Source organism: Myxococcus faecalis (assembly GCF_050039385.1).
GTDB classification, from domain to species: Bacteria; Myxococcota; Myxococcia; order Myxococcales; family Myxococcaceae; genus Myxococcus; species Myxococcus fulvus.
This window is the reverse complement of record NZ_CP144336.1, coordinates 2,758,616-2,781,213: the sequence shown is the minus strand read 5'-3', so window position 1 is coordinate 2,781,213 and position 22,598 is coordinate 2,758,616. Positions and strand designations below refer to the sequence as shown.

Here is a 22,598-nt window from a genome sequence, read left to right as displayed (position 1 = left end):
CATCCGCGCCGCGACTCGCGGGTGTCAGCCTCCGTGTGGACGCAGCCTTGCTCCCGCGTGAGGGCACCAGCTCCGGAGAGACATCGGACGTGGGCGTCGCCTCTCGCGTGACAGCGGCCTTGCTCCCACGAGACAGCGTCGCCGCTCGCGGCTCGGACCGCTCCGCCTTGCCGCCACGCGCGGGTGTGTCGGGAGCAACGGAGGTCCGCGGAGGCGCGGCGCGGGACGCGGAGACCCCCGGGCGCTTCGCCTCGGCGGTGGGCGCCGCGCGTCGGACGCGAGAGGGCTTGGGCGAGGCGGCGCCTCGTCGGGAAGAGGCCTTGCTGGGAGGACGGGGGGAGCGGGACACGGCACGCCTCAGCGAATCGCGGCGCCTCCGCGCCGGGCGAGGATGGTCCGCACCTCCGCCACGAGCTCGTCGGGCAGGCACGGCTTGGTGACGAAGGAGTCGCACCCCGCGCCCTTCGCTTCATCGGACTGGCCCGTCATCGCATGCCCCGTGAGCGCGACCACGGGGATGGTGCGCGTGCGCGCGTCGTTCTTCAGCCGCCGCGTCGCCTCCCACCCATCGATGATGGGCAACGACAAATCCATCAGGATGATGTCCGGCGTGAGCGCGAAGGCCTGGTCCAGCGCCTCCTGCCCGTTCCTCGCCTGCGCCACGCGGAACCCGGAGAACTCCAGGTACTCCGCGTACATCTCACGCGCGTCATCGTAGTCGTCCACGACGAGCACGAGCGGCTTGAGATTCGGGGAGGGATTCGTCATGTCCGCCTCGGGCGTCGTGGGAAGTGCAGCGTGAAGGCCGACCCCTGCCCCTGGGTGCTCTGGAGGGTGACGCGCCCCCCCAGCATGTCGGCCAGACGTCTGCAGATGGACAACCCCAGGCCCGTGCCTCCATAGGCGCGGGTGGGCGAGCTGTCCACCTGTTGGAAGTCCTCGAAGATCTTCTCCTGGTCCGCCGGGGCGATGCCAATCCCCGTGTCCTCCACGCAGATGGTGAGCATGGAAGATGACGGCTGGTACTCCGCCACCACCTTCACCGTGCCCTCGTGCGTGAACTTCAGGGCATTGGACAGCAGGTTGAGCACCACCTGCTTCACCTTCTGACGGTCGCTGTGCACCGGCGGCAGCCGCGCCCCCAGGTGCGTCGTCACCGTCAGCTTGCTGCGCGCGATGATGGGGTCCATCTCCGCCATCACCTCCTGGAGCAGCTCCGGGATGACGAAGTCCGACAGGTGCAGCGGCATCCGCCCCGCCTCGATGCGGGTGATGTCCAGGATTTCGTTGATGACCTCCAGCAGGTGCCGGCCATTGGAGTCGATGCGCGTGAGGTTGCGCTTCTGCGGCGCGGTCAGCTCCCCGGACACGCCCTGCAGCAGCATGTTCGTGTAGCCGAGGATGGCGTTGAGCGGCGTCCTGAACTCGTGGGACATGTTGGCCAGGAACTGGGACTTGGCCGCGCTGGCCTGCTCCAGCTGGATGGCCTGACGGCGCAGCTTCTCGTTCTGCTCCGCCAGCTCCGCGGTGGCCACCTGCACGCGCGCCTCCAGCAGCGTGGAGACCTCCTTGAGCCGCTCGAGCAGCCGCGCCTTCTCCAGCGCCTCGCCCCGGTCCTGGAAGAGCGTGACGATGCCCGTCAGCTCCCCGCCTTCGCCCAGCACCTTGCTCGCCACCGCCTCCACCGGCAGGGTGGCGCCGCTCGTCGGGTCCACCAGGCTCAGGTGCCCGCGCCAGCGGGGACTGCCGCCCGTGTCCAGCACGTTGGCGAGGAACGACACGAACGTCGCGTGGTTGGAGCGCACGCGGCGCTGCGCTGCGCGGCCTCCCTCGGGCGGCAGCGAGAAGAGCCGCTCGGCCGGCTCGTTCATCATCACCGTGACGCCGGACGGGTCCGACAGGATGATGGGGTCCGCCACGGAGTCCAGCACCCGGTCCAGCCGGTGGCGCTCGCTGCGCGCCTCGCGCTCGGTGGCGCGAAGGCGCCGGTAGCTCTCACCCAACGCCTGCGTCGCGCGGCCCAGGTCCGTCACGTTGCGCAGCACGCTGACCATGGCCTCGCGGCCGTCCGGCTCGTACACCCGCGTGCTGACCATCTCGAAGAGCAGGTCCAGCCCCTCCACGGGGTCCACCAGCGGCACCTCGCGCCAGCTCACCCCGGGCTGGCCGCCGCTGGCGCTGCTCGCCACCGCGGCGGAGAACACGCGCTGGTTGAGGTGCACGGCGCGGCGGCGGCCGTGGCTCGCGTCGGGGCCCGCCATCAGCAGCGCCTCCGCGCGCGCGTTGGCCAGGCGCGCGCGTCCCTCCAGGTCCGTCAGCAGCACCGGGTCCGTCACCGCGTCGATGATGCGGCGGAACAGCTCCGAGCCCCCCGCGGCGAGCGGACCGGACGTGGCCTGGCGCGCGAGGAAGGGCCCCGCGTGCCCGGCGACCCAGGCGACCTCGGCGGGCAGCTCGGGGGTGCTCGCCCAGACCAGCAGCAGGCCCACGGGGGATGCGCCCGCGCGTCCCAGCGGCACGGCGAACAGGCCCTGCGCGCCAGGGGAGGGCAGGGGCGCGCGCTCCTTCGGGAAGAAGCGCGGCACGGCCTGGGTGAGCACGTCCGCCAGCGGGTGCGTGGAGTCGGCGTCGGACCACGCGGCGAGCGCCGCCTGCTGGGCCTCGCAGAGCCCCTGCGCGGCCAGGCAGGTCATCCGGGCTCCGGGCTCCTCGCGGGCCACGCAGGCCGCGGCGAGCGCCTGGGCATGCGCGGGCAGCCACTCCACCACGGCCCGGGCACACCCTCTCGCGGACTCGCAGGCGAGCAGCTGCTCGGCCAGGGCGAGGCGCGCGTCGACGGAGGAGGCGGGGGCTGGGGCGAGCGGGGCGTACGAGACCAATGCGTCAGGCTCCAGGAGGAAGTCGAGGTGTGTCGTCAGCAGGAGGGGTGTCTTCGACGCGAAGCTCCAGGGAGGTCACCACGACGGGCGCGCAGGGCTCGGGGGCGTCCGGTGGGACGGTGCCGTCCCAGCGCAGGCCGCGGTCCAGGACCCGGTCCATCACATCGACGAGGCTGGTGCTCCCAGCCAATCTTTCCACCGGCATCCTTCGTGGCTCCCTGGGTACGAGGCAGGGGTCGGGGGGCCGTCCCTGCCCTCTATGTATCGCGGGCCGCTCCACCACCCCAGAACCGCTTGGAATCCCGCGTGACTTGCCAACACCCGGCGGCCCGCTCTGTTTGCCCGTTCACATCCCGGGTGGCCCCGACGCCGAGCAGGCGGCCAGGCATGGGCGCCGGCCGCGTCGGGTTATCGCACCTGAGGCGCATCCCTAGTCTTGGGACATGGATGAGACGCGGACGCATCGCTCGCTCTGGACGCTGACCACGCCCACGCGAGACTTCCCCACGCTGCCCGGGGACCTGACGGTGGACGTGGCCGTCATCGGCGGGGGGATGGCGGGCCTCACCACGGCGTGGCTGCTCAAGTGCGCCGGCAAGCGGGTGGCGGTGCTGGAGATGAACCGCATCCTGTCCGGGCAGACGGGGCAGACGACGGCGCACCTCACGGAGCTGCTCGACACGCCCTACGCCACGCTGCGCCGCGACTTCGGGGAGAAGGGCGCCCGGCTGGCGGCGTCCTCCAGCCGCGCCGCGATGGAGCAGATTGCGTCGCTGGTGGAGGAGCTGCGCCTGGACTGCGATTTCCAGCGCGTGCCCATGTTCCAGTACGCGGAGACGGCGCGCGAGCTGCAATCGCTGGAGGAGGAGGTGTCCGCCGCGCGCGACGCGGGGCTGCTCGCCACGCTCACGCAGCGCGTGCCGCTGCCCTTCGCGGTGAAGGGCGCGCTGCGCGTGGAGGACCAGGCCCTGTTCCATCCGCGCAAGTACCTGCTCGGGCTGGCGGACCGCATCCCCGGCGAGGGCTGTCACCTGTTCGAGAACACGCGGGTGCTGGAGGTGCGGGACGGCAAGCCCTGCCGCGTCGTCACGGACCGGGGCGTCGTCACCGCCACCGACGTGGTGGAGGCGACCACGACGCCGCTCAACCGCGTCTTCATGCACACCAAGCTCTTCCCGTACCGCACCTACGCGGTGGCCGGTCCGCTGGACGGAGCGTTGGAGCCCGCGCAGTACTACGACTGCAAGGAGCCCTATCACTACATCCGCACGCAGCCGGTGGACGGGCGCACCTACGTCATCGTCGGCGGCGAGGACCACAAGGTGGGCGCCGAGGAGGACACGGCGCGCTGCTACGAGGCGCTGGAGGCGTTCGCGCGCGAGCGCTTCCCGGTGGAGTCCATCACCCACCGCTGGTCCGGTCAGGTCATCGAGCCGGCCGACGGGCTGGCCTACATCGGCCGCGACAGCGCCCGCAAGCACGTCTACGTGGCCACCGGCTTCTCCGGCACGGGGATGACGTTCGGCACGCTGGCGGGGATGCTCCTCACCGACCTCATCCTCGGGCGGGAGAACCCCTTCGCCGCGCTGTACGACGCCACGCGCGTCAAGCCGATGGCGGGCGTGAAGGACTTCATCCAGGAGAACGCGGAGGTGGCCTTCCGCTTCGTCGCGGACCGGCTGGCGAAGCCCGATGGCAAGCACCTGTCCGAGGTGGCTCCTGGTGAGGCCAAGGTCCTGGAGGTGGACGGGCAGAAGGTGGCCGTCTACCGAGAGCTGGACGGCACCTCGCACGCCGTCTCGCCGGTGTGCACGCACCTGGGCTGCCATGTGCACTGGAACGGCGCGGAGCGCTCGTGGGACTGCCCCTGTCACGGCGCGCGCTTCAGCCCCACGGGCAAGGTGCTCAACGGACCCGCGGTGAAGGACCTGCCCTCCCGCAAGCTGCCCACCTGACGCCCGCCACCCGCGCGTCTCCCGAAGTCAGACGAGCCTTGAACCCCGCCGACATGGAGACATGACATGAACGCGATTGAGTTGCTGAAGCAGCAGCATGACGAGGTGAAGAAGCTCTTTGCCCAGTACGGCAAGCTCCCGGACCACGCGGACGTGCGCAGGGGCGAGCTGTTCAAGATGATCGCCGACCGGCTCGCCGCGCACGCCACCATCGAGGAGCTGTACTTCTATCCGGCCACCAGGTCGGAGCGGACCGAGGACGAGCTGCGTGAGGCGGTGGAGGAGCACCTGTCCGCCAAGCGCATCATCGCGGACCTGCTGGAGATGTCTCCGGACGACGAGGAGTTCGACCCGAAGATGAAGGTGCTCCAGGAGCAGATCGAACACCACGTCGAGGAGGAGGAGGGCGAGCTCTTCAAGAAGGTCCGCAAGCTCCTGTCCAAGGAGCAGCTCGAGGACCTGGGCATCCTGATGGAGCAGCAGTTCGAGGAGCTGATGGAGGACGAGCCCCGCAACAACGTCCCCGCCGAGACGGACCACGCGGCGCCGCTGTAGGCCGCAAGATTCGGGTTGCGCGGAGCGGCCGGAGCGGCAGCATGGGGTTTCTCCATGCCCCGCCCCGCCTCCTCCGCTCCGCGCCTGCCCGAAGCCTTCACCCCGAGCGCCCGCCGTGCCCTCGCGCGCGCCGACCCGACGCTGGGCGCCCTGATGAAGCGCGTGGGCGCCTTCCGCATGGAGCTGAGCCCGCTGCACAGCCCATTCGCGGCGCTGGCGCGCTCCATCGTCTTCCAACAGCTGCACGGCAAGGCCGCGGCGACCATCTTCGAGCGCGTCAGCGCTCAGGTGGGCACGGGCCGCGACTTCACACCGGAGGCCCTGCTCGCGACGCCGGAGAAGGCGCTGCGCGAGGCGGGGCTGTCCGCCAACAAGATGGCCGCGCTCCAGGACCTGGCGCGCAAGACGCTGGATGGCACGGTGCCGCCGCTCGCGCGGGTGCGCCGGATGAGCGACGAGGCCCTCATCGAGCACTTCACCCAGGTGCGGGGCATCGGCCAGTGGACGGTGGAGATGCTGCTGATGTTCCGGCTCGGCCGCCCGGACGTGCTGCCGGTGGACGACTTCGGCGTGCGCAAGGGCTTCATGCTCGCGTACGGCCTGGAGGAGATGCCCAGGCCGAAGGCGCTCCTGGAATACGGCGAGCGCTGGCGGCCCTGGCGCTCGGTGGCGAGCTGGTACATGTGGCGCGCCACGGAGCTGAGCTGGGAGCCGTCCGAGGGCTGAGCGGCGTGCCTCGCGCCTCATGGCGAGTGGGCGAGCGGGGGCTCGTCGATGGCGCGCCTTGCCGCACGGCGCTGGCGTCCTCACCCGTAGATGAAACGGGAGAGACGCCCTCATGCGAGCATTGACCTACCAGGGACCCTTCAGGGTCCGAGTGGAGAACAAGCCGGACCCCCGGCTGGAGCACCCCCAAGACGTCATCCTGCGGGTGACCAAGAGCGCCATCTGTGGCTCGGACCTGCACCTGCTGCACGGGCTGGTCCCGGACACCCGGGTGGGCCACACCTTCGGGCACGAGTTCACCGGCGTGGTGGAGGAGACGGGCACGGAGGTCTCCCAGCTGCGCAAGGGCGACCGCGTGGTGGTGCCCTTCAACATCTCGTGCGGCGGCTGTTTCTATTGTGAGCGGGGGCTCACGGCGCTGTGTGAGAACAGCAACCCCTCCAGCGACGTGGCGTGCGGCGTGTATGGCTATTCGCACACGACGGGCGGCTACGACGGTGGCCAGGCCGAGTACGTGCGCGTGCCGTACGCGGACGTGGGGCCCCTGAAGATTCCGGACGACATGGAGGACGAGGAGGTGCTGTTCCTCGGTGACATCCTGCCGACGGGCTACATGGGCGCGGAGATGGGCGAAATCAAGGGCGGCGAGACGGTGGTCGTCTTCGGCGCTGGCCCGGTGGGGTTGTTCGCCATGCGCTCGGCGTGGCTGATGGGCGCGGGCCGCGTGGTGGCGGTGGACTGCGTGCAGTACCGGCTCGACTTCGCGGAGCGGTTCGCGAAGGTGGAGACGGTGAACTTCCAGGAGGTGGGGGACGTCGTCGCCTACCTCAAGGAGATGTTCGAGGGCCGGGGCCCGGACGTGTGCATCGACGCGGTGGGCATGGAGGCCGAGGGCTCCACGTCGCATCGGGTGATGGGATTGGGACTGAAGCTGGAGGCGGGGGCTCCCACGGTGCTGTCGTGGTGCATCGATGCCGTGCGCAAGGGCGGCAATGTCTCCATCGTCGGTGTGTATGGCCCGCCGTGGAACGTGATGCCGATCGGCACCGCGATGAACAAGGGGCTCACGCTGCGGATGAACCAGTGCAACGTGCGCCGCTACATGCCGCACCTCCTGAAGCACATCCGCGAGGGGCGCATCGACGCGAAGGCCATCATCACCCATCGGTTCGGGCTGGAGGATGCGCCGGAGGCCTACCACCTGTTCGCCCAGAAGCGTGACGGCTGCGTCAAGTGCGTCCTCACGCCGGGCCATGCGTGACCGAAAGGAGCCAAGCCATGCCGGATAGACCTGTACCTGGCGCCGCCGCGGACCTGGAGTTCTCCAGCCGCCCCGGCGTCCCGATGGAGACCTTGCCGCATCCCTTGCCGGGGGCTCGGATGCCCATCCGGTTCCAGCACTCGCCGGTGCGTGTGTTCAAGCACCCGGGCCGCGCGCAGCTGCCGCCGGTGTATGGAACGGCGCAGCCGCCGAAGGGGCTGAGCGGCCTGTTGCGCCGCGTGGCCTATGGGGTCCCGGACCACAAGGCCCGCCACTGGATGGTGTTGTTGCTGGCGGACCGGGTGGATGTCTGGGAGCACCGTCTGGCGCGGGTGCTGCCGTGGGCACTGCCCACCGCCGGGGTGCTGGCGCTCACCCACACCGTGTGGCGGAAGTGGGCGCGCGCGTGAGGTGAGGTGGGGCCCGGTGTGGCGCCGGGGTGGGGGAGACCCGGCGCCATGGGGAGGCGACATCCAGCCCTGTTCTCTGTGAGGATTCCCGGGAATGCCTCCCTCGAAGCCGCCCCCTCGACGTCCCGCCGCGAAACCCTCGGGGGCGAAGCCCCCTGCGGAGGCCGCGAAGAAGACCGCGCGGAAGCCCGAGGCGGGTGGGGCCGCGACGTCGGGCGTGGCGACCCAGCGAGGACAGGCGAAGCCCGTCGCGAAGACGGCGAAGGCCGCGAAGACGGCGCCGAATGCCTCGGGTCAGAAGACTGTCGCGAAGGCTGGCGTGTCTCCTTCCGAGGGGAAGGCGGTCGCGAAGACGGTGGGGGCGAAGGCCGCCGTGACGCCCGCGGAAGGGAGGGGCGTCAAGAAGACAGCGATTGCCGGAGCGCAGGTCGCTGAGACGCTTGCGGCGCCCGTCTTGGTCCCTTCCGACGGGAAGGCCGCCACGAAGACGGCGGAGCCCGGGGGGCTGTTGTCGGAGGAGGCCGCCATGAAGGGGGCGCCGCGGCTCGTCGCGGCGCCTCCAGACGAGAACGTCGCTGAGAAGACGACGGATGCGGTGAAGGTTGTCCCGCGACTCGTCGTGGTGTCCGCGGAAGAGGGCGCCGGCGCGACGGCGGATGGGGCGAAGGCGGGTGTCCCGCGGCGCGCGGCGGAGTCTTCGGAAGAGAGCGGCGACGCAGACAACGTGCTGCCTGCCTCGGGCGAGAAGACAGAGGCCGCGCATGACGTGCGTGAGCTGGCGAGGGCCCTCGAAGTCGACGCCACCCGCGAGGAGGATGTCCCCGCGCCTCGTGTCTCCGCGCATCCGCATGAGCGGCCCCCGCTGCCCGTCGGAGCGCTCGATGCGGACGTGCTCCCCATCGCGGCGCTCGACCCCCTCGAGGGCGCGTTCACGGGCGCGCCGCTGCTCCTCCACGCGAGCCCCGAGCCGATTCGGACCTCCGGAGTCCTCGGCACGACGATGGGGCGCATCGTGCCCGGCAAGAGCGAGGGCGGCTTCACGTTCGCCGGCCAGGCCCGCCTGTTCCTTCGCGCCGTCAATCGCATCGGCGAGACCTTCGCGCGAGCTGAACAGGGACAGGTGACGCAGACCCTGCCTCCGACGGGCACGCAGCGCTGCTCCATCGTGCTGCGAAACACCTCGGGCCGCCCCATCCACCTGCGGCTCGCGGGCGTCGTCTTCTCCAAGTACCTCACGCCCCAGTTCCCCGCGAACGTGCGCGGCGAGCCCTTCAATCCAGATGAGCAGGACGCGCTCGCCGAGGACCTCACCGGACTCGTCGACTCGGCGTCAGGAATGGTCCCCGACCCGGAGGGGCTCTTCTTCCGTGGTCCTCACGCCGTGCTCGCCTCGGGCTTCCTCGATGCGCGCGTCGACCCGCGCCCCCAGGACGAGCGCGAAGCCAAGCCGCTGCTCCGCGAGGACCTCGACCTGGCTCACCTCGACGACGTGCGTCTGGGCACACGCGGACGCATCGAGGCCGCCCTCACCGTGCAGCCCGGTGACGCCGTGCTCGTCCTCGCCGCGCGCCATGAGAAGGGCGGCACGCTCCAGGCGCTCCTGGACTTCACGGCCGTGGATGCGAAGGGACAGCTCGACGTGGGCGCGAGGTTCCGGCTGGCCACCGTGTCCAGCCCGCTGCCCCTCACTCCGGACGAACTCGCCGCCATCTCCCGTGGAGAGCACCCCATGGCCAGCGCGGGAACGGACGCGCCCGAGACGAGCGCCCCAGCGTTTCCTCCTCATCAAGGTGTGCTCGAGGCCGGCAGTGTCTTCGTCGGCGGTCGCACGGTGCGCCTGTCCGCGGGCCAGCGCGCCGGAGACCTCGTCATGTCCATGCCCGGCAGACACGGTGGTGTCTGGCCCGATGCCGGGCCCCTGATGCCGACCGCGCGCGAGCCCGAGCCGAGAACACCCCGGACCCACGAGGGAGCCCGAGGCGTCTCGTACGCGCTGACGTACACCCTGGAGAACACCGACGCCGAGCCGCGCGAGGTGGAGCTGCTGCTCACCTCCCCGCGCCGTCATCCCTCGGAACAGTTCTTCCCGCAGGCCGGCGTGCTCACCCTCGCCATGAACGTCGACGGTGAGCGCCTGGACGTTCGCGTCAACCAGCGGGGCGAGGGGCGGGTGCTCGCGTGCTTCGAGCTGCCGCCCGAGGGCCGGCGTGAAGTCCGACTCGAGTGGACCCACGCGGGAGGCACCTTTCCTCCCGCGGGCCTCGAGTGGCGCATGCGCGCCGGCTGAGGACTACTCCGACCAGGTCGTCACTCGCACCATGCGCACGAAGCGGCGGTCCGTGCTCACCGCGGCGATGTAGTCGCCCGCCGTGTCGCCAGGACCACCACCGCCGCAGTACGTCCGGCAGTACCAGCTCGCGGAGTAGCGCCGGTTGCTGTTGCGGGAGATCTGCGTGATGAACGCCAGCGCGCCATCCACCTCGTCGGAGTTGGGCTGGCCGTTGTCCGTCTGCGACGTCAGCTCGGCGAGCAGCTCCTGGACGGTGATGGGGTGGAAGTTGCGCGGATACCCATGGCGGAAGGCCGCGCCGGCCTTGTAGTTGAGCGTGGCCTGGTTGGCGACGCCCTGGCCGTTGGGGATGTAGCCCTCCATGATCTCCGTGGAGACCGTCAGCGGCCCGGTGGCGCCGAAGTAGTCCGCCGGGGTCTGCGGGAGGACGTCGAGCCACAGCGGCGCATGCGTGGTCGCGCCGTCGTTCAGCTCGTGGGTGTCGATGAGGTACTTCATCGCGGTGGCCGTCACGCCCACGTTGAAGGGCGGGTCGGCGATGCGGTCGGCCAGGTAGGTGCGCTCGGCCGCGTCAATCTTGCTGTCATCCTGGAAGAAGCGGCTGACGGCGCCGCGCATCTCGGTGCGGATGACGGTGACACCTCCCGGGCTCGTGGCGAGACGGGCGGCGGCGATGTCCGCCTCGAAGAGGGGAATCGTGGTGGTGCTGTCCGCGAACGCGGGAGCGGCGGCCAGCAGCGCGGCACCACCCAGCAGCGACTTCAGTGACGAAGAGAACACGCGTTGCTCCTCTCGCGGACTCTCACGTCCACGATGCAAGGGGACGACGCGCGCGTATTCAACACGCACACGAGGAGTGTGACTCCGATGGACCCACGCGGGAGGCAGCGTCCCTCCCGCGTGTCTCTCCGTGGCGCAGGTGCGCCGATGGAGAACTAGTCGGACCAGGTCGTCACGCGCACCATGCGCACGAAGTTGCGCTCCGTGCTCACCGCGGCGATGAAGAAGCCGCCCGCGTCGCCGGGGCCGCCACCGCCGCAGTACGTCTGGCAGGACCAGCCCGTGGTGTAGAGCCGGTTGCTGTTGCGGGAGACCTGCGTGATGAACGCCAGCGCGCCGTCCACCTCATCGGAGTTGGGCGTGCCGTTGATGACCTGCTCCTTCAGCATGGCGAGCAGCTCCTGCACGGTGATGGGCTTGAAGTATGACACGCCCTGGAGCCCCCAGGCCGCGTTGGCCTTGTAGGTGAGCGTCCGCTGGTTGGCGACGCCCATCCCGGCGGGGATGTTGCCCTCCTTGATGTCCGTGGAGGTGGTGAGGGGCCCGGTGGCGCCGAAGTAGTCGGCCGGCGTCTGCGGGAGGACGTCGAGCCACAGCGGCGAGTACCAGGTCAGGCCGTCATTCAGCTCGTGGGTGTCGATGAGGTACTTCATCGCGGTGGCCGTCACGCCCTGCTTGAACGTCAGGTCGGCGATGCGGTCGGCCAGGTACGCACGCTCGACGGCGTCGACCTTGCTGTCGTCGTGGAGGAAACGGTCGACGGCACCGCGCATCTCGGAGCGGATGACGGTGGTGCCACCCGGGCTCGTGGCGAGGCGGGCGGCGGCGATGTCGGCCGCGAACGCGGGAATCGTCGTGGTGCTGTCAGCGAGGGCAGGGGTGGCGGCCAGGACGACACCACCCAACAGGGACTTCATCGAAGAAGAGAGCATACGTTGCACCTCTCGTGAGCGAGCGCGCCCACGATGAATGGGGGACAGCGCGTACGCACTTAGCACCCGCGACTGACACGTCTCGCGATGTGCTCAGCGTGTGCCTGTTTCCACGGGAGGGCTCTCGTCTCGAGGCTGTGGGGCGCTGTTTTCGTGTGACACATCCGTGACGAAACGCGCCTGGAGATGACGGATGGGAATCAGCAGCGCGAGGAACGCGACGGACAGTCCGGCGCCGAGCAGGAACACGGGGCCATAGCCCAACGCGAGCCCGTGCAGGGGGTCCGCCAACCAGCCCGCGAGAGGCGCGGCGGGGGCCTTGCCCCAGACCTCGATGCTGGCCATCAGCGTGTAGTGCGACGCGCCGATGCGCCGGTCCACGCGCGACATCATGAACGCGAACATCACGGTGGTGAGCGCGCCGCCGACGAGCTCCTCCGCGAGCGTCACGCCGATGACGCCCGCGTCGCTGACGCCGTGGGTGGCCAGCCACCAGCGCCCCATGAGCGGGAGCACGCGCAGCGACGCGGTGAGCGACAGGGCTCCGAGGATGGGCATGCGCGTGGCGAGCACGCCACCTGTCACGGAGCCGAGGATGGACGCGGCGTTGCCCCACGTCCCCACCCACTGGCCTATCTGCCAGGCGGGGATGCCCGCGTCGACGAGGAAGGGCTTGTAGAGCACGTCCGCCATCGTCTCGCCGAACTTGTACGTGCCGATGAAGAGCAGCACCCAGCCGATGCCCGGCTGACGCACCGTCGTGAGGAACACCGCGAACCACTGTCGCCAGCTCTCGGTCTTCGGCGCGGTGGGCTCGGCGTCGCGCTCACGCGGAGGCGCCTCGCGAGACAGGAGCGTCACCCCGAGCGCGATGGCGCACAGCAGGGCCATGCCGTGGAACAGGCCCGGCCAGCCCAGGTACTTGCTGGCCCAGACGAGCAGCCCGCCGCCGGTGAGCATCCCCAGCTTGTAGCCCACGACCTGTACGGTGTTGCCCAGGCCCAGCTCCTCGGGGCGCAGCAGGTCCACCGCGAGCCCGTCCACGGCGATGTCCTGGGTCGCGGCGAAGAGGTTCATCACCAGGATGAGCCCGAGCAGCACCTTCAGCGAGCCGCCTTCCGACACCAGCATCCCCGCCGCCACGCACGTGAGCGTCAGGCCCGCCTGCATGGGGAGGATCCACGACTTGCGTCGTCCGATGCGCGCCGAGGAGTAGCGGTCCACCAGCGGCGCCCAGAGCACCTTGAGTCCCCAGGGCAGCGCGAGCACCCCCGCGAAGCCCAGCGCGGTGAGCGACACCCCCTGCCCGCGCAGATAGACGGGCAGCGCGGTGGCCTGGAAGCCGAAGGGCAGTCCCTGCACGAAGTAGAGGACGCCGAGCAGTGCGAGCCGGGAGGCGGGGAGTCTCATGGACACCGCCGAGCATAGGGCCTCCTGAAACGCGCCGCGCGGGCTCGCTTGGGCGCCTGGCGTGCGCGCGGGGGCCCCGCCTCAATCGCTGGACGGTCTCCTGGAAACCCGGCACCCGCCCCGGCTCGCCGGGTCGTCCCGGAACCCGGCGCCGAGCCGCCCGCCTCGCGCTGAGTGCCAACAACCACGTGTCTCGTTTTCTCGGGACCCGGGGTGTTTGACAGGTTAGGGCCTCCATAGAATCGTGACGCGCCTCCCATCAGCACACTGGGATTCCACCTCAGAGGGGGCAGTCATGGGTTTGCCCGAGAGAAGAGCCATCGCGCAGTACAAGCAGAACGTCTTCCCGAAGTGGCAGCAGACGCTGAACGAACTCGTTGGCGCGCCCGTCGAAATCGAGGTCGAGTGGGACACGCTCGGCGCCGAGGGCCTGGCGCACCTCTTCGAGAAGGGCATCGACGCCATCTACTTCGAGCCGCTGGTGCTGGCGCTCCAGGACATCGGCGTGGATGACTTCTCCAAGCAGGCCATCCGGGACGGCTTCAAGAAGTACTTCATCAGCGGCATCGAGCCGGACGACCGCATCTTCTACCGCTTCGAGAACAAGACGCTGTCGTACCGGCACAACTTCAGCAACATCGAGAACTACACGCACGAGCGCCGTCAGCGCATCGTGAACCTGCTGGAGAAGGCCCTCTAGGCCGTCTTCGTCTGGGATTGCCTTCCGGAGTCGCCGCGGAAAAGCGCGCTCCGGAAGGTGGCCGTCTGTCTTCAGCGGCTGTGCTTGAGCACCATCGCCTCCAGCCGCGTGAGGGCCTTCTCCAGGACCTCCATCGACGGGCCGAAGGACAGGCGCACGTAGCTGCGGAAGCGCGAGGGGCGCGCGCGGCGCTTGCCGGGGTTCACGTCGAAGAACTCACCGGGCACGGTGATGATCTTCTCCTCCAGCGCGGCGCGGAAGAAGCCCATGCCGTCGTTGAGCGGCGCGGGCAGGCCGGACACGTTGCCCCAGACATAGAACGTCCCGTCCGGCGCGCGGTCCGTGCGGATGCCCAGCCGCTCCAGGCGCGAGTGGAACCTGTCCCGCTTCTCCCGGAACGTGTTGTGGATGGCCATCGTCTCCGCGACGACCGGCTCCTCCTGGAGGAGCGGAATCGCGGCGCGCTGCAGGGGCCGGCTGCCACCGCCGTCCAGGAAGCTGCCCGCGCTGGAGACGGCTTCAATCACCTGCTTGGGCCCCACCGTCCACGTCATGCGCCAGCCCGGGTAGCGCCAGTTCTTGGTGAAGCCGTCGAACAGGACGATGGGGTCCCGGTTCACGTCCTCCACGTAGCGCGCGGCGCTCTCCACCGGCAGGTGCCCGGGGCGGCCCGTCCAGACGTAGTGCGAGTAGAACTCGTCGATGAGCAGCGTGCACTCCAGCTCGCGCGCCACGCCCACCCACCGGGCCAGCTCGTCCCCCTGCACCAGCTTGCCGGTGGGGTTGCACGGGTTGGAGAAGAGCAGGGCGGACAGGCCGCGCCCCTGCACCTCTCGCCGCAGGTCCTCGTGCGTGAAGGCGTAGCCGCGCTCGCCCTCCAGCAGGATGGGGATGGCGGTGAAGGCCTTGAAGACGTCCAGCAGCTCTTCGTACGCCGTGTAGTCCGGCAGGAAGTGGCCCAGGTTGATGGAACCCAGGCTCGCCGCCGCCCGCGTCAGCGCCGCGCGCCCGCCGCCCGAAAGACAGACGTTCTCCGCGCTGTACTGGCCGGGCATGCCCTTGCGGTAGAGGCGGTTGTAGAGGCCGGCGATGGCCTCCCTCACGTCCCACAGCCCCGCGACGGGCGCGTACTCCATGTCCGCCACGTCGATGTTCACCGAGCCCAGCCGCGCGGGGGCCCCGGGCAAATCCCCCGTCTCCGGCTGCCCCTGGCCCAGGTTGCACCAGTCCGGGTCGCTGGAACGGTAGCCTCGGCGCGTGGCCTCGGCGGTGACGTAGATGACGCCCGTGCGCGGCACGGAGCGGAAGGCGGGAATCGTGACGTCGTCGCTCACGGCGCCACACCCTAGCGGAAAACCGGCGCCGCGCGCGTGGCCCGGCGCTACCGGACGATGGGCACCGTCACCGGCGAGTGGTCATCCACCGTCAGCTCCACCTTGCCCACCCGCCACAGCACCGGCTTGAAGCTCGCCTCCACGTGGTGGCCATCCGCCGTCTCCAGGACAGCCATGCCTTCCTTGGGCAGATACTCACCCACCTCGTAATGCAGGGTGGTGAGGGTGAGCTTGTCCACGCCGTCGGGGCCGCTCAGCTCGCCCGTGCCGTCGAGCAGCAGCGACGAGCCGCCCAGAAGCGGCATGCCCGGACGCTTCGTCACCTTCGCGTCCATCCGCAGGGTGTGGCCCTCGCGCCCGGGGATGTCGCCCTCGGCCTTCACCCAGACGCTCGTCAAATCGCCACAGGTGCCGTAGCCCACCTCGGCGGGCAGCACCACGCCCTCCACGCGCAGCTGGCGCAGGTCCGCCTCCACCTCCATCCGGTCCTCGCCGCCGCGGTACTTGAAGAACACGCGCCCGGAGAGGCCCAGGCCGTGGACCTGACAGTCGGGGCCGCTGAACGTCACCACCACGCCGTCCGTCACCGCGTCGAGCGACTCCACCGTGGTGGTGGCGCACGCGAGCCGCTGGGACAGGTCCACCGTGGCGACGTCGAGGAAGCCGCGGCGCGGCTCGCCGCACGTATACACCGGCATCAGCCCCAGCACCTCGAGCGCCCCGCGCGTCAGGTGCCCCACCGCGGCGGCGCGCTCCACCTTCGCCTTCGCGGATTGGACCAGCTCCTCCGGAGGCTCACCACCACAGCCGGACAGCAGGGCGACGACGACGGACAAAGAGAGGAGGCTTCGCATGGCGCTGCTCCAAGGTATCCCATCCGCGCCTTCGCGGGCGGGGTGCACCCTGGGAGAGCAACCGCTGTGCCTGGAGGCAACCTCGCGGAAGGACAGGGGAAGGCCGAATCCTCCCCCCGCGAGGGGCGTGAAGCGCGGTGCACACTCCGGGCACACGCGCCGCACGTGACAGGGCTGTCTCAGCTCTCCAGCGACGCGCGCAGGAACCAGGCGTGCTTCTCGAACTCCACGATGATGCCGGTGGCCAGGTCCTCGGAGTCCGCGTCGTCCACCTCGACGAACAGCTTGCGGCTCTCACGCAGGCCGTCCAGGTACACCTCGATGCGCTCGGCCAGGAGCTTCACGTGCTCCAAATCCTTGGTGGTCTCCTGCGGGTACTCCGGCAGGCGGCTCGCCTTGCCCACGTGGCGGGTGGTGCCGTAGGCCTTGCCACCCAGCGTCACCGCGCGCTCCGCGATGGAGTCGTTGTGATTGGCCAGGCTCACCGCGAAGGTCTCGAACAGCGGGTGCAGCGCCGCGAACTGCGGGCCCTTGATGTTCCAGTGGGCCACCTTGATCTGCGAATGCAGGTCCAGGCCGTCCGCCAGTCGGGCGTTGAGGGATTCGACGACGGAGGCGCGGGTCTTCTCGGGAAGGGGGCTGGGGCTGCGGTACATGATGGCTTTCCTTTCGTGCTCGTTCGTTCTGGACGCCCGTTGGATGCGCGGCGCCGGAAAAGGAAGCGCCCCCCGGTGTCTCCACCGGAGGGCGCCTCTCATCACGTCAGTGACTCGCGGCTGGAAGCCTTACGACTCCAGACCCACCGCCGCGGCGTGGATGACCGACGCGACGCGGACCGCGTCGTGCACCTGGTCCTCCGACAGGCCGCCCTCGAGGACGACCTTCTCGTGGGACTGCATGCACATCTCGCAGCCGTTGATGGCGCTCACCGCGAGGCAGACCAGCTCGAAGTCCACCTTGTTGGTCAGCACCTGCGCCAGCCTGTTCATCCGCAAACCGGCCCGCTTGGTCGAGTAGGACTCCTTCCCGATCATGTGCCGGAAGCGGTAGTAGACGTTGTTCATCGCCATCAGCGAGGCGGCGGCGCGCGCATCCTCGATGACGGGCTCGGCGTTCGTGAGTGCCTTCCGCGCCTCGTTCAACATCGCCTCCTTCAGCCGCTCATTCCGAGCGGCGAAGGCGCACGCGACGGCCACGCCCCAGCGCTGCTCCGGGGTGAGGCTGCCGCCTTCCAGGACGGCCTGGAGGTTGAGGCGGGTGTCCTTGTGGGCGTCCGTGAGTTCCGCGCGGACGACTTCGAGTGAGGCCATGATGCTTTACCCCGCCTTCGCCAGCTTCTGGGTGAGGGTCTCCTCGCCCTTGCTCCAGTTGCAGGGGCACAGCTCGTCCGTCTGGAGCGCGTCCAGCGTGCGCACGGTCTCGGAGACGTTGCGGCCCACGGACAGGTCGTTCACCGTCACGTGGCGGATGATGCCCTCGGGGTCCGCGATGAACGTCGCGCGCAGCGCCACGCCCTCCTCCTTGTGGAGGATGCCCAGCGCGTTGCACAGCTCGTGCTTCAGGTCTGCCAGCATCGGGAAGGGCAGGTTCTTCAGGTCCGGGTGGTGCGTGCGCCACGCGTGGTGCACGAACTCGCTGTCGGTGCTCAGGCCCAGCACCTGCGCGTCACGGTCCTGGAAGTCCTTGTTCTTCTTGCCGAACTCCGCGATCTCCGTGGGGCAGATGAACGTGAAGTCCTTCGGCCAGGCAAACAGCACCAGCCACTTGCCCTTGTACGTCTCGTTCGTGATCTCCTGGAACTCCTTGCCCTTCTCCAGGCTCACGGTGGCCTTGACCTTGAAGCTCGGGATCTTGTCGCCAACGGTCAGCATGTCGTTACTGCTCCTTGGGTTTGGGGGGCCGGGGATGGCCCCTGGGAAGGTGTCTTCTTGCGCACTGCTACAGCAGTCTTCGTGCCAGCCCATCCACTGCAATGATTCCGGGGACTTGGCTTCCATCCCCTGCGAGTCACTGCCGCCGGGGCGGTGAATAACGAAATGTCGGTGGCACTCGCCACTGCAATTTCGGTGGATGAACAGCCGGGCCGGTGGAGTGCCCTCCATCACGGCTGGAGAGCCGGCGGAAAATACGAGAACTCTCGCGAGGTTGCACGCGGTACAGGCGGGCAGACGCCCGATTGATGGGCCGCCAACTGAAAAGGCCCGGGCCCCGACATGTGGGTGCCCGGGCCGGTGACAGGGCCTTCGTTCCTCAGTGCGAGGGCGTGGCGACAACGCGTGCGTCGGGGGCGGCCAGCTTGGCCTCGCCGCGCAGCTTCTGCACCAGCACGTAGAGGCCGGGGATGAACACGAGGTTCACCACCGTGGAGACGAGCATGCCGCCGAACACGGCCGTCCCCAGCGAGTTGCGTGAGCCCGCGCCCGCGCCCGACGCGGTCATCATGGGCACCACGCCGAGCAGGAAGGCGGTGGACGTCATGAGGATGGGGCGCAGGCGGACCTCGGCGGCCTCCACCACGGCGTCGGTGATGCTCCGGCCCTGGGCGCGCAGCTGCTCGGCGAACTCGACGATGAGGATGGCGTTCTTGCTGGCGAGCCCCACGAGCATCACCAGCCCCAGCTGGCAGAACACGTCGTTGGCCTGGCCGCGCAAGAGCTGCAGGCCGAGCGCGCCGAGGATGGCGAGCGGCACCGAGAGGATGATGACGAGGGGCAGGCTGAAGCTCTCGTACTGGGCGGCGAGGACCAGGAAGACGAAGAGCAGGCCCAGGCCGAAGATGAGCAGGGATTGGCCGCCGCTCTCTTTCTGCTCCAGGCTGATGCCTGTCCATTCGGCGCTCATGCCCTGGGGCAGGTGCCGGGCGGCGAGCTCCTCCATGGCCTCCATGGCCTGGCCCGAGGAGACGCCGGGCGCGGCCTGGCCGCTCAGCTCCACGGCGCGGAACAGGTTGTGGTGGCGGATGAGCTGCGCGGAGATGGTGGGCTGGACCTTCACCAGGGACTCGAGCGGAATCATGTCGCCGGTGTCGCTGCGCACGTAGAAGGCGGCGATGTCCGCGGGGCTGTCGCGGAACTGCTGCTCGGCCTGCACGTAGACGCGGTACGCGCGGTTCGCGTAGTTGAAGTCGTTGATGTACTGGCTGCCCATGTAGACCTGGAGCGTGCTGAAGATCTGGTCGATGGGCACGCCCACGGCCTTGGCGAGCTGGCGGTCCACCTCCACGTCGAGCAGCGGCGTGTCCGCGTTGAAGCCGGTGAAGACGCCGCGCAGCCGGCCGTCCTCGTTGCCCTGGGCCATGAGCTGCCGCGCGGCGGAGGCGAGCTGGTCCAGGGAGCTTACGCCCGCGGTGTCCTCGACGACGAACTGGAAGCCGCCCACGGCACCGACGCCCCGGATGGCGGGCGGCTGGAAGGGCACCACGCGCGCGCCGCCGATGCGGCTCAAGGGGGCGCGCAGCCGCTCGACGAGCGCGGCCACGCTCTGGTCCTTTCCGGTCCGCTCGTCCCAGGGCTTCAGGGGGACGAAGATGTTGGCCAGGTTGGAGCCGGTGCCCTGCGGGGACATGCCGCCGTTGGCGAAGATGGCGCGCACCTCCGGCTGGGCGAGCAGCACCTGCTCCACCTCGGCCATGACCTTCTGCGTCTGGGAGAGGGACGTGCCCTCGGGGCCCTGCACGGTGACCAGCAGGTAGCCCTGGTCCTCGTCGGGGATGAAGCCCGTGGGCGTGACGACGACCAGCGCGGCCGTGGCGACGACGCACAGGAGGAAGGCGCCGAGGATGAGGGCCGGGTGCGCGAGGAGCCGGCGCAGTCCTCGGCCGTACAGGAGGCGCGTCTGGTCGAGCACGCGGTCCACCTGACGGAAGAAGACCCACTTGTCCCCGGTGTGGTGGGACAGCATGCGCGCGGCGAGCGCGGGGGTGAGGGTGAGGGCGCAGAAGGTGGAGAGGGCCACGGACGCGGCGATGGTGAGCGCGAACTGGCGGTAGATGGCGCCGGTGGTGCCGGGGAAGAGGGCCACCGGGAGGAACACCGCCACCAGCACGATGGAGATGGCGATGACGGCGCCGGACACCTCCTTCATGCCCTCGCGCGCGGCCTCGGCGGCGGTCAGCTTCCGCTCCAGCATCAGCCGCTCGATGTTCTCGATGACGACGATGGCGTCGTCCACGACGAGGCCCGTGGCCAGGGTGAGGCCGAAGAGGGTGAGCGTGTTGATGGAGAAGTCGAGCAGCTTCACGAAGGCGAAGGTGCCGACGAGGGAGACGGGGAGGGTGAGCGCGGTGATGAGGACGCTGCGCCAGCCGTGGAGGAACAGGAAGATGACCAGGACGACCAGGACGATGGCCTCCACCAGCGTGCGGACCACCTCGCGCAGGGTGGCGCGCACCGCGAGCGTGGTGTCGGTGCCCGTCTGGTACTCCATGCCCGGAGGGAACTGGGCGGACAGGCGTTGCAGCTCGGCGAGGACGGCGTCACGCACCTCGAGCGCGTTGGCGGTGGGGAGCTGGAAGGTGGCGATGCCCACGGCCTGCTTGCCGCTGAAGCGCAAGAGGGTGCCGTAGTTCTCCGCGCCCAGCTCCACGCGGGCCACGTCCTTCATGCGCACGGCCCTGCCGCTTTCGTCCCGCATGAGGACGATGTCGCCGAACTCCTCCGGCTCGATGAGGCGGCCGCGGGCGCGCACCGCGAGCTGGTAGGGCTGGTCCTCCTCGGACGGGGGTTGGCCCACCTGTCCCGCGGCCACCTGGAGGTTCTGCTCCTGGAGGGCGCGCGTCACGTCCAGGGGCGTGAGCTTGCGGCGGGCGAGCTCGGTGGGGTCCAGCCACACGCGCATGGAGAACTTGCGCTCGCCGAAGATGCGCACGTCGCCCACGCCGCGCACGCGCTTGATGGCGTCCTTGAGATTCACATCCGCGTAGTTGGAGAGGAACTTCGCGTCGTAGCGGTCATCCGGGCTGTAGAGCGCGACGGAGAGGAGGATCTGGCTGGAGGCCTTGTTGACCACGATGCCCGTCTGGTTCACCTGGGCGGGCAGTCGCGCGGCGGCGCGGCTGACGCGGTTCTGCACGTCCACGGCGGCGACCTCGATGTCGCGCGTGGCCTCGAAGGTGATGGTGACGTTGCTGGTGCCGTCGTTGCCGCTGGTGGAGGAGATGTAGCGCATTCCCTCCACCCCGTTGAGCTCCTGCTCCAGGGGGATGGTGACGGCGCTCTCGACGACCTCCGCGCTGGCGCCCACGTAGGTGGCGGACACGGTGACCTGGGGCGGCGCCAGGTCCGGGTACTGCGCGACGGGCAGGGTGGGGATGGCGATGAGGCCCACCAGCGTCAGCAGGATGGAGCAGACGATGGCGAAGACGGGCCGGCGGATGAAGAAGTCGATGAACATGTCAGCGTCCGTTCATCCGCGTGGCGGTGTGCAGCGAGGCCTTCACCTTCACGGGCGCGCCGTCGCGCAGGGCCTGCAGGAACGAGACGGCCACGCGCTCGCCTGTCTCCAGGCCCTGCTCCACGACGTAGCTGCGCTCGCCGAGCGCGCCGAGGGTGATGGGCCGGCGCTCCACCACGGTGGCGCCGTCCTTCTCGCGCACCACGAGGGCGAAGGGCTGGCCGCTCTGACGCACTACCGCGAGCGCGGGAATCTGGAGCGCGTCGCGCACGGAATAGACGAGGCGCGCTCGCACCAGCTCACTGGGGCGCAGGCCCTGGGTGTTCTGGAACGCGGCCTTCACCTCGACCAGCTGGGTGCGAGGGTCGGCCTGGGGCGCGACGAAGAAGAGGGGGCTGGTGAGCAGCACCTCGCCTTTCGCGTCGAGCACCTCCATCACCGTGTCGGGCTTCAGCGAGCGGGCGCGATGAGATGGCACGGACACGCTCACCTCGAGGATTTCGGCCTGGGCGACGCGGGTGAGCGGGGTGGAGGCGGTGACGAAGTCGCCTTCACGGGCGAGCACGTCGTCGACGGTGCCGGCGAAGGGCGCGCGGATGACGTGGAACTGGAGCTGCACCTGGCGCTGGGCGACCTGGGCCGAGGCCGCGCGCTCGGTGGCCTGGGCGGCCTCGACGCGGGCCTGGGTGCTCTCCAGTTCCTGCGCGCTGGCGAGCCCCTCCTGACGCAGCGCCTGGGTGCGGGTCAGCGTGCGGCGAGCCAGCTCCAGGTCGACCCGCGCGGAGCTGAGCTGCGCCTGCGCACCGTCGAGCGCGGCGGTCTCCACGCGGGAGTCGACCTCGAGGAGCGGTGCACCTGACTCCACGTGCTGGCCCGGGCGCACGTGGATGCGGCGCACGTAGCCGTCCACCCGGGGGAGCACCGTGACGCTCTGTCGCGACAGCAGGCTGCCCAGGTACTCCCCTGTGTCGCGCACTTCGCGAGGGGCCACGGTGACCACGTCGATTTCCCGAGGCTCGGGCGCGGCTGGAGCCGCCTTCTTCCCCGAGCACCCCAACACCACCCACAACGCCACACTCCACAGCCGCTTCATCCGAGTCTCCAGGGGTGCACCAGGGGCT

General features: G+C 69.8%; 19 protein-coding genes. 7 read left to right on the top strand and 12 right to left on the bottom strand.

All coding sequences use genetic code 11. The features are described from left to right. Positions 1–357: 357 nt before the first annotated feature. Entirely contained in the window at positions 358–768 is a 411-nt protein-coding gene (locus VZQ01_RS10880) for a response regulator (RefSeq protein ID WP_046711692.1), read from the bottom strand. Continuing rightward, positions 765–2,879, bottom strand: a complete 2,115-nt coding sequence (locus tag VZQ01_RS10875) for a PAS domain-containing sensor histidine kinase (protein WP_370640353.1) — start codon at positions 2,877–2,879, stop codon at positions 765–767. The genes VZQ01_RS10880 and VZQ01_RS10875 overlap by 4 nt, the downstream gene beginning before the upstream one ends. Positions 2,880–3,322: 443 nt before the next feature. Here VZQ01_RS10875 and VZQ01_RS10870 point away from each other — a divergent pair, with 443 nt between their 5' ends. The 6 genes from VZQ01_RS10870 (at position 3,323) to VZQ01_RS10845 (ending at position 10,073) form a co-directional block, all read left to right on the top strand. Then, positions 3,323–4,834, top strand: coding sequence for an FAD-dependent oxidoreductase (locus VZQ01_RS10870; protein WP_426747787.1), 1,512 nt, complete (start codon positions 3,323–3,325; stop codon positions 4,832–4,834). 66 nt (positions 4,835–4,900) lie between these two features. Further along, positions 4,901–5,389 carry a hemerythrin domain-containing protein gene (locus tag VZQ01_RS10865; RefSeq protein WP_223747829.1) on the top strand — a complete coding sequence of 163 codons (489 nt, stop codon included), beginning with the start codon at positions 4,901–4,903 and terminating at the stop codon, positions 5,387–5,389. A 54-nt stretch (positions 5,390–5,443) separates the two neighbouring features. After that, a complete protein-coding gene (locus tag VZQ01_RS10860; protein ID WP_223747830.1) occupies positions 5,444–6,115 on the top strand; it encodes a DNA-3-methyladenine glycosylase family protein in 672 nt (223 codons plus the stop codon). A gap of 112 nt (positions 6,116–6,227) precedes the next feature. Then, positions 6,228–7,376, top strand: a complete 1,149-nt coding sequence (locus VZQ01_RS10855; RefSeq protein WP_223747831.1) for a zinc-dependent alcohol dehydrogenase — start codon at positions 6,228–6,230, stop codon at positions 7,374–7,376. Between the two features lie 17 nt (positions 7,377–7,393). Next, positions 7,394–7,786 (top strand): hypothetical protein, encoded by a 393-nt coding sequence (locus VZQ01_RS10850; protein ID WP_141329323.1) that lies wholly within the window; start codon positions 7,394–7,396, stop codon positions 7,784–7,786. Positions 7,787–7,880: 94 nt separating this feature from the next. Next, a complete protein-coding gene (locus VZQ01_RS10845) occupies positions 7,881–10,073 on the top strand; it encodes a hypothetical protein (protein ID WP_426747786.1) in 2,193 nt (730 codons plus the stop codon). Between the two features lie 3 nt (positions 10,074–10,076). Here VZQ01_RS10845 and VZQ01_RS10840 read toward each other — a convergent pair whose 3' ends face one another. The 3 genes from VZQ01_RS10840 to VZQ01_RS10830 form a co-directional block, all read right to left on the bottom strand. Beyond that, a complete protein-coding gene (locus VZQ01_RS10840; RefSeq protein WP_426747785.1) occupies positions 10,077–10,856 on the bottom strand; it encodes a hypothetical protein in 780 nt (259 codons plus the stop codon). 155 nt (positions 10,857–11,011) lie between these two features. Then, positions 11,012–11,788, bottom strand: coding sequence for a hypothetical protein (locus tag VZQ01_RS10835; protein ID WP_267697558.1), 777 nt, complete (start codon positions 11,786–11,788; stop codon positions 11,012–11,014). A 93-nt stretch (positions 11,789–11,881) separates the two neighbouring features. Beyond that, positions 11,882–13,198 (bottom strand): MFS transporter, encoded by a 1,317-nt coding sequence (locus VZQ01_RS10830; protein ID WP_426747784.1) that lies wholly within the window; start codon positions 13,196–13,198, stop codon positions 11,882–11,884. 295 nt (positions 13,199–13,493) lie between these two features. On the opposite strand from VZQ01_RS10830, the gene VZQ01_RS10825 reads away from it, so the two are divergent. Next, positions 13,494–13,898 (top strand): hypothetical protein, encoded by a 405-nt coding sequence (locus VZQ01_RS10825; RefSeq protein ID WP_223784495.1) that lies wholly within the window; start codon positions 13,494–13,496, stop codon positions 13,896–13,898. A gap of 71 nt (positions 13,899–13,969) precedes the next feature. On the opposite strand, the gene VZQ01_RS10820 is transcribed toward VZQ01_RS10825, so the two are convergent. The 7 genes from VZQ01_RS10820 to VZQ01_RS10790 form a co-directional block, all read right to left on the bottom strand. Then, a complete protein-coding gene (locus VZQ01_RS10820) occupies positions 13,970–15,232 on the bottom strand; it encodes a pyridoxal phosphate-dependent aminotransferase (protein ID WP_223747838.1) in 1,263 nt (420 codons plus the stop codon). Between the two features lie 47 nt (positions 15,233–15,279). Further along, positions 15,280–16,086: a hypothetical protein gene (locus VZQ01_RS10815; protein WP_223747839.1), complete on the bottom strand. Its 807-nt coding sequence runs from the start codon at positions 16,084–16,086 to the stop codon at positions 15,280–15,282. Between the two features lie 179 nt (positions 16,087–16,265). Further along, positions 16,266–16,742: a DNA starvation/stationary phase protection protein Dps gene (gene dps, locus VZQ01_RS10810; RefSeq protein WP_046711706.1), complete on the bottom strand. Its 477-nt coding sequence runs from the start codon at positions 16,740–16,742 to the stop codon at positions 16,266–16,268. A gap of 129 nt (positions 16,743–16,871) precedes the next feature. Continuing rightward, entirely contained in the window at positions 16,872–17,396 is a 525-nt protein-coding gene (locus VZQ01_RS10805) for a carboxymuconolactone decarboxylase family protein (RefSeq protein ID WP_223747840.1), read from the bottom strand. 6 nt (positions 17,397–17,402) lie between these two features. Continuing rightward, the gene (locus VZQ01_RS10800) at positions 17,403–17,957 is read right to left on the bottom strand and encodes a peroxiredoxin (RefSeq protein WP_141324803.1); all 555 of its coding nucleotides are present in this window, start codon (positions 17,955–17,957) and stop codon (positions 17,403–17,405) included. A gap of 379 nt (positions 17,958–18,336) precedes the next feature. Continuing rightward, positions 18,337–21,477, bottom strand: a complete 3,141-nt coding sequence (locus VZQ01_RS10795; RefSeq protein ID WP_426747783.1) for an efflux RND transporter permease subunit — start codon at positions 21,475–21,477, stop codon at positions 18,337–18,339. A gap of 1 nt (position 21,478) precedes the next feature. Then, positions 21,479–22,570: an efflux RND transporter periplasmic adaptor subunit gene (locus VZQ01_RS10790; protein WP_426747782.1), complete on the bottom strand. Its 1,092-nt coding sequence runs from the start codon at positions 22,568–22,570 to the stop codon at positions 21,479–21,481. Between the last annotated feature and the right edge of the window lie 28 nt (positions 22,571–22,598).

Excerpts from the sequence above, each read along its gene's own strand:
- VZQ01_RS10880 (WP_046711692.1), bottom strand. The coding sequence starts at position 768 with ATGACGAATCCCTCCCCGAATCTCAAGCCGCTCGTGCTCGTCGTGGAC.
- VZQ01_RS10870 (WP_426747787.1), top strand. The coding sequence starts at position 3,323 with ATGGATGAGACGCGGACGCATCGCTCGCTCTGGACGCTGACCACGCCC.
- VZQ01_RS10865 (WP_223747829.1), top strand. The coding sequence starts at position 4,901 with ATGAACGCGATTGAGTTGCTGAAGCAGCAGCATGACGAGGTGAAGAAG.
- VZQ01_RS10860 (WP_223747830.1), top strand. The coding sequence starts at position 5,444 with ATGCCCCGCCCCGCCTCCTCCGCTCCGCGCCTGCCCGAAGCCTTCACC.
- VZQ01_RS10855 (WP_223747831.1), top strand. The coding sequence starts at position 6,228 with ATGCGAGCATTGACCTACCAGGGACCCTTCAGGGTCCGAGTGGAGAAC.
- VZQ01_RS10850 (WP_141329323.1), top strand. The coding sequence starts at position 7,394 with ATGCCGGATAGACCTGTACCTGGCGCCGCCGCGGACCTGGAGTTCTCC.
- VZQ01_RS10845 (WP_426747786.1), top strand. The coding sequence starts at position 7,881 with ATGCCTCCCTCGAAGCCGCCCCCTCGACGTCCCGCCGCGAAACCCTCG.
- VZQ01_RS10835 (WP_267697558.1), bottom strand. The coding sequence starts at position 11,788 with ATGCTCTCTTCTTCGATGAAGTCCCTGTTGGGTGGTGTCGTCCTGGCC.
- VZQ01_RS10830 (WP_426747784.1), bottom strand. The coding sequence starts at position 13,198 with ATGAGACTCCCCGCCTCCCGGCTCGCACTGCTCGGCGTCCTCTACTTC.
- VZQ01_RS10825 (WP_223784495.1), top strand. The coding sequence starts at position 13,494 with ATGGGTTTGCCCGAGAGAAGAGCCATCGCGCAGTACAAGCAGAACGTC.
- VZQ01_RS10815 (WP_223747839.1), bottom strand. The coding sequence starts at position 16,086 with ATGCGAAGCCTCCTCTCTTTGTCCGTCGTCGTCGCCCTGCTGTCCGGC.
- dps (WP_046711706.1), bottom strand. The coding sequence starts at position 16,742 with ATGTACCGCAGCCCCAGCCCCCTTCCCGAGAAGACCCGCGCCTCCGTC.
- VZQ01_RS10805 (WP_223747840.1), bottom strand. The coding sequence starts at position 17,396 with ATGGCCTCACTCGAAGTCGTCCGCGCGGAACTCACGGACGCCCACAAG.
- VZQ01_RS10800 (WP_141324803.1), bottom strand. The coding sequence starts at position 17,957 with ATGCTGACCGTTGGCGACAAGATCCCGAGCTTCAAGGTCAAGGCCACC.
- VZQ01_RS10795 (WP_426747783.1), bottom strand. The coding sequence starts at position 21,477 with ATGTTCATCGACTTCTTCATCCGCCGGCCCGTCTTCGCCATCGTCTGC.
- VZQ01_RS10790 (WP_426747782.1), bottom strand. The coding sequence starts at position 22,570 with ATGAAGCGGCTGTGGAGTGTGGCGTTGTGGGTGGTGTTGGGGTGCTCG.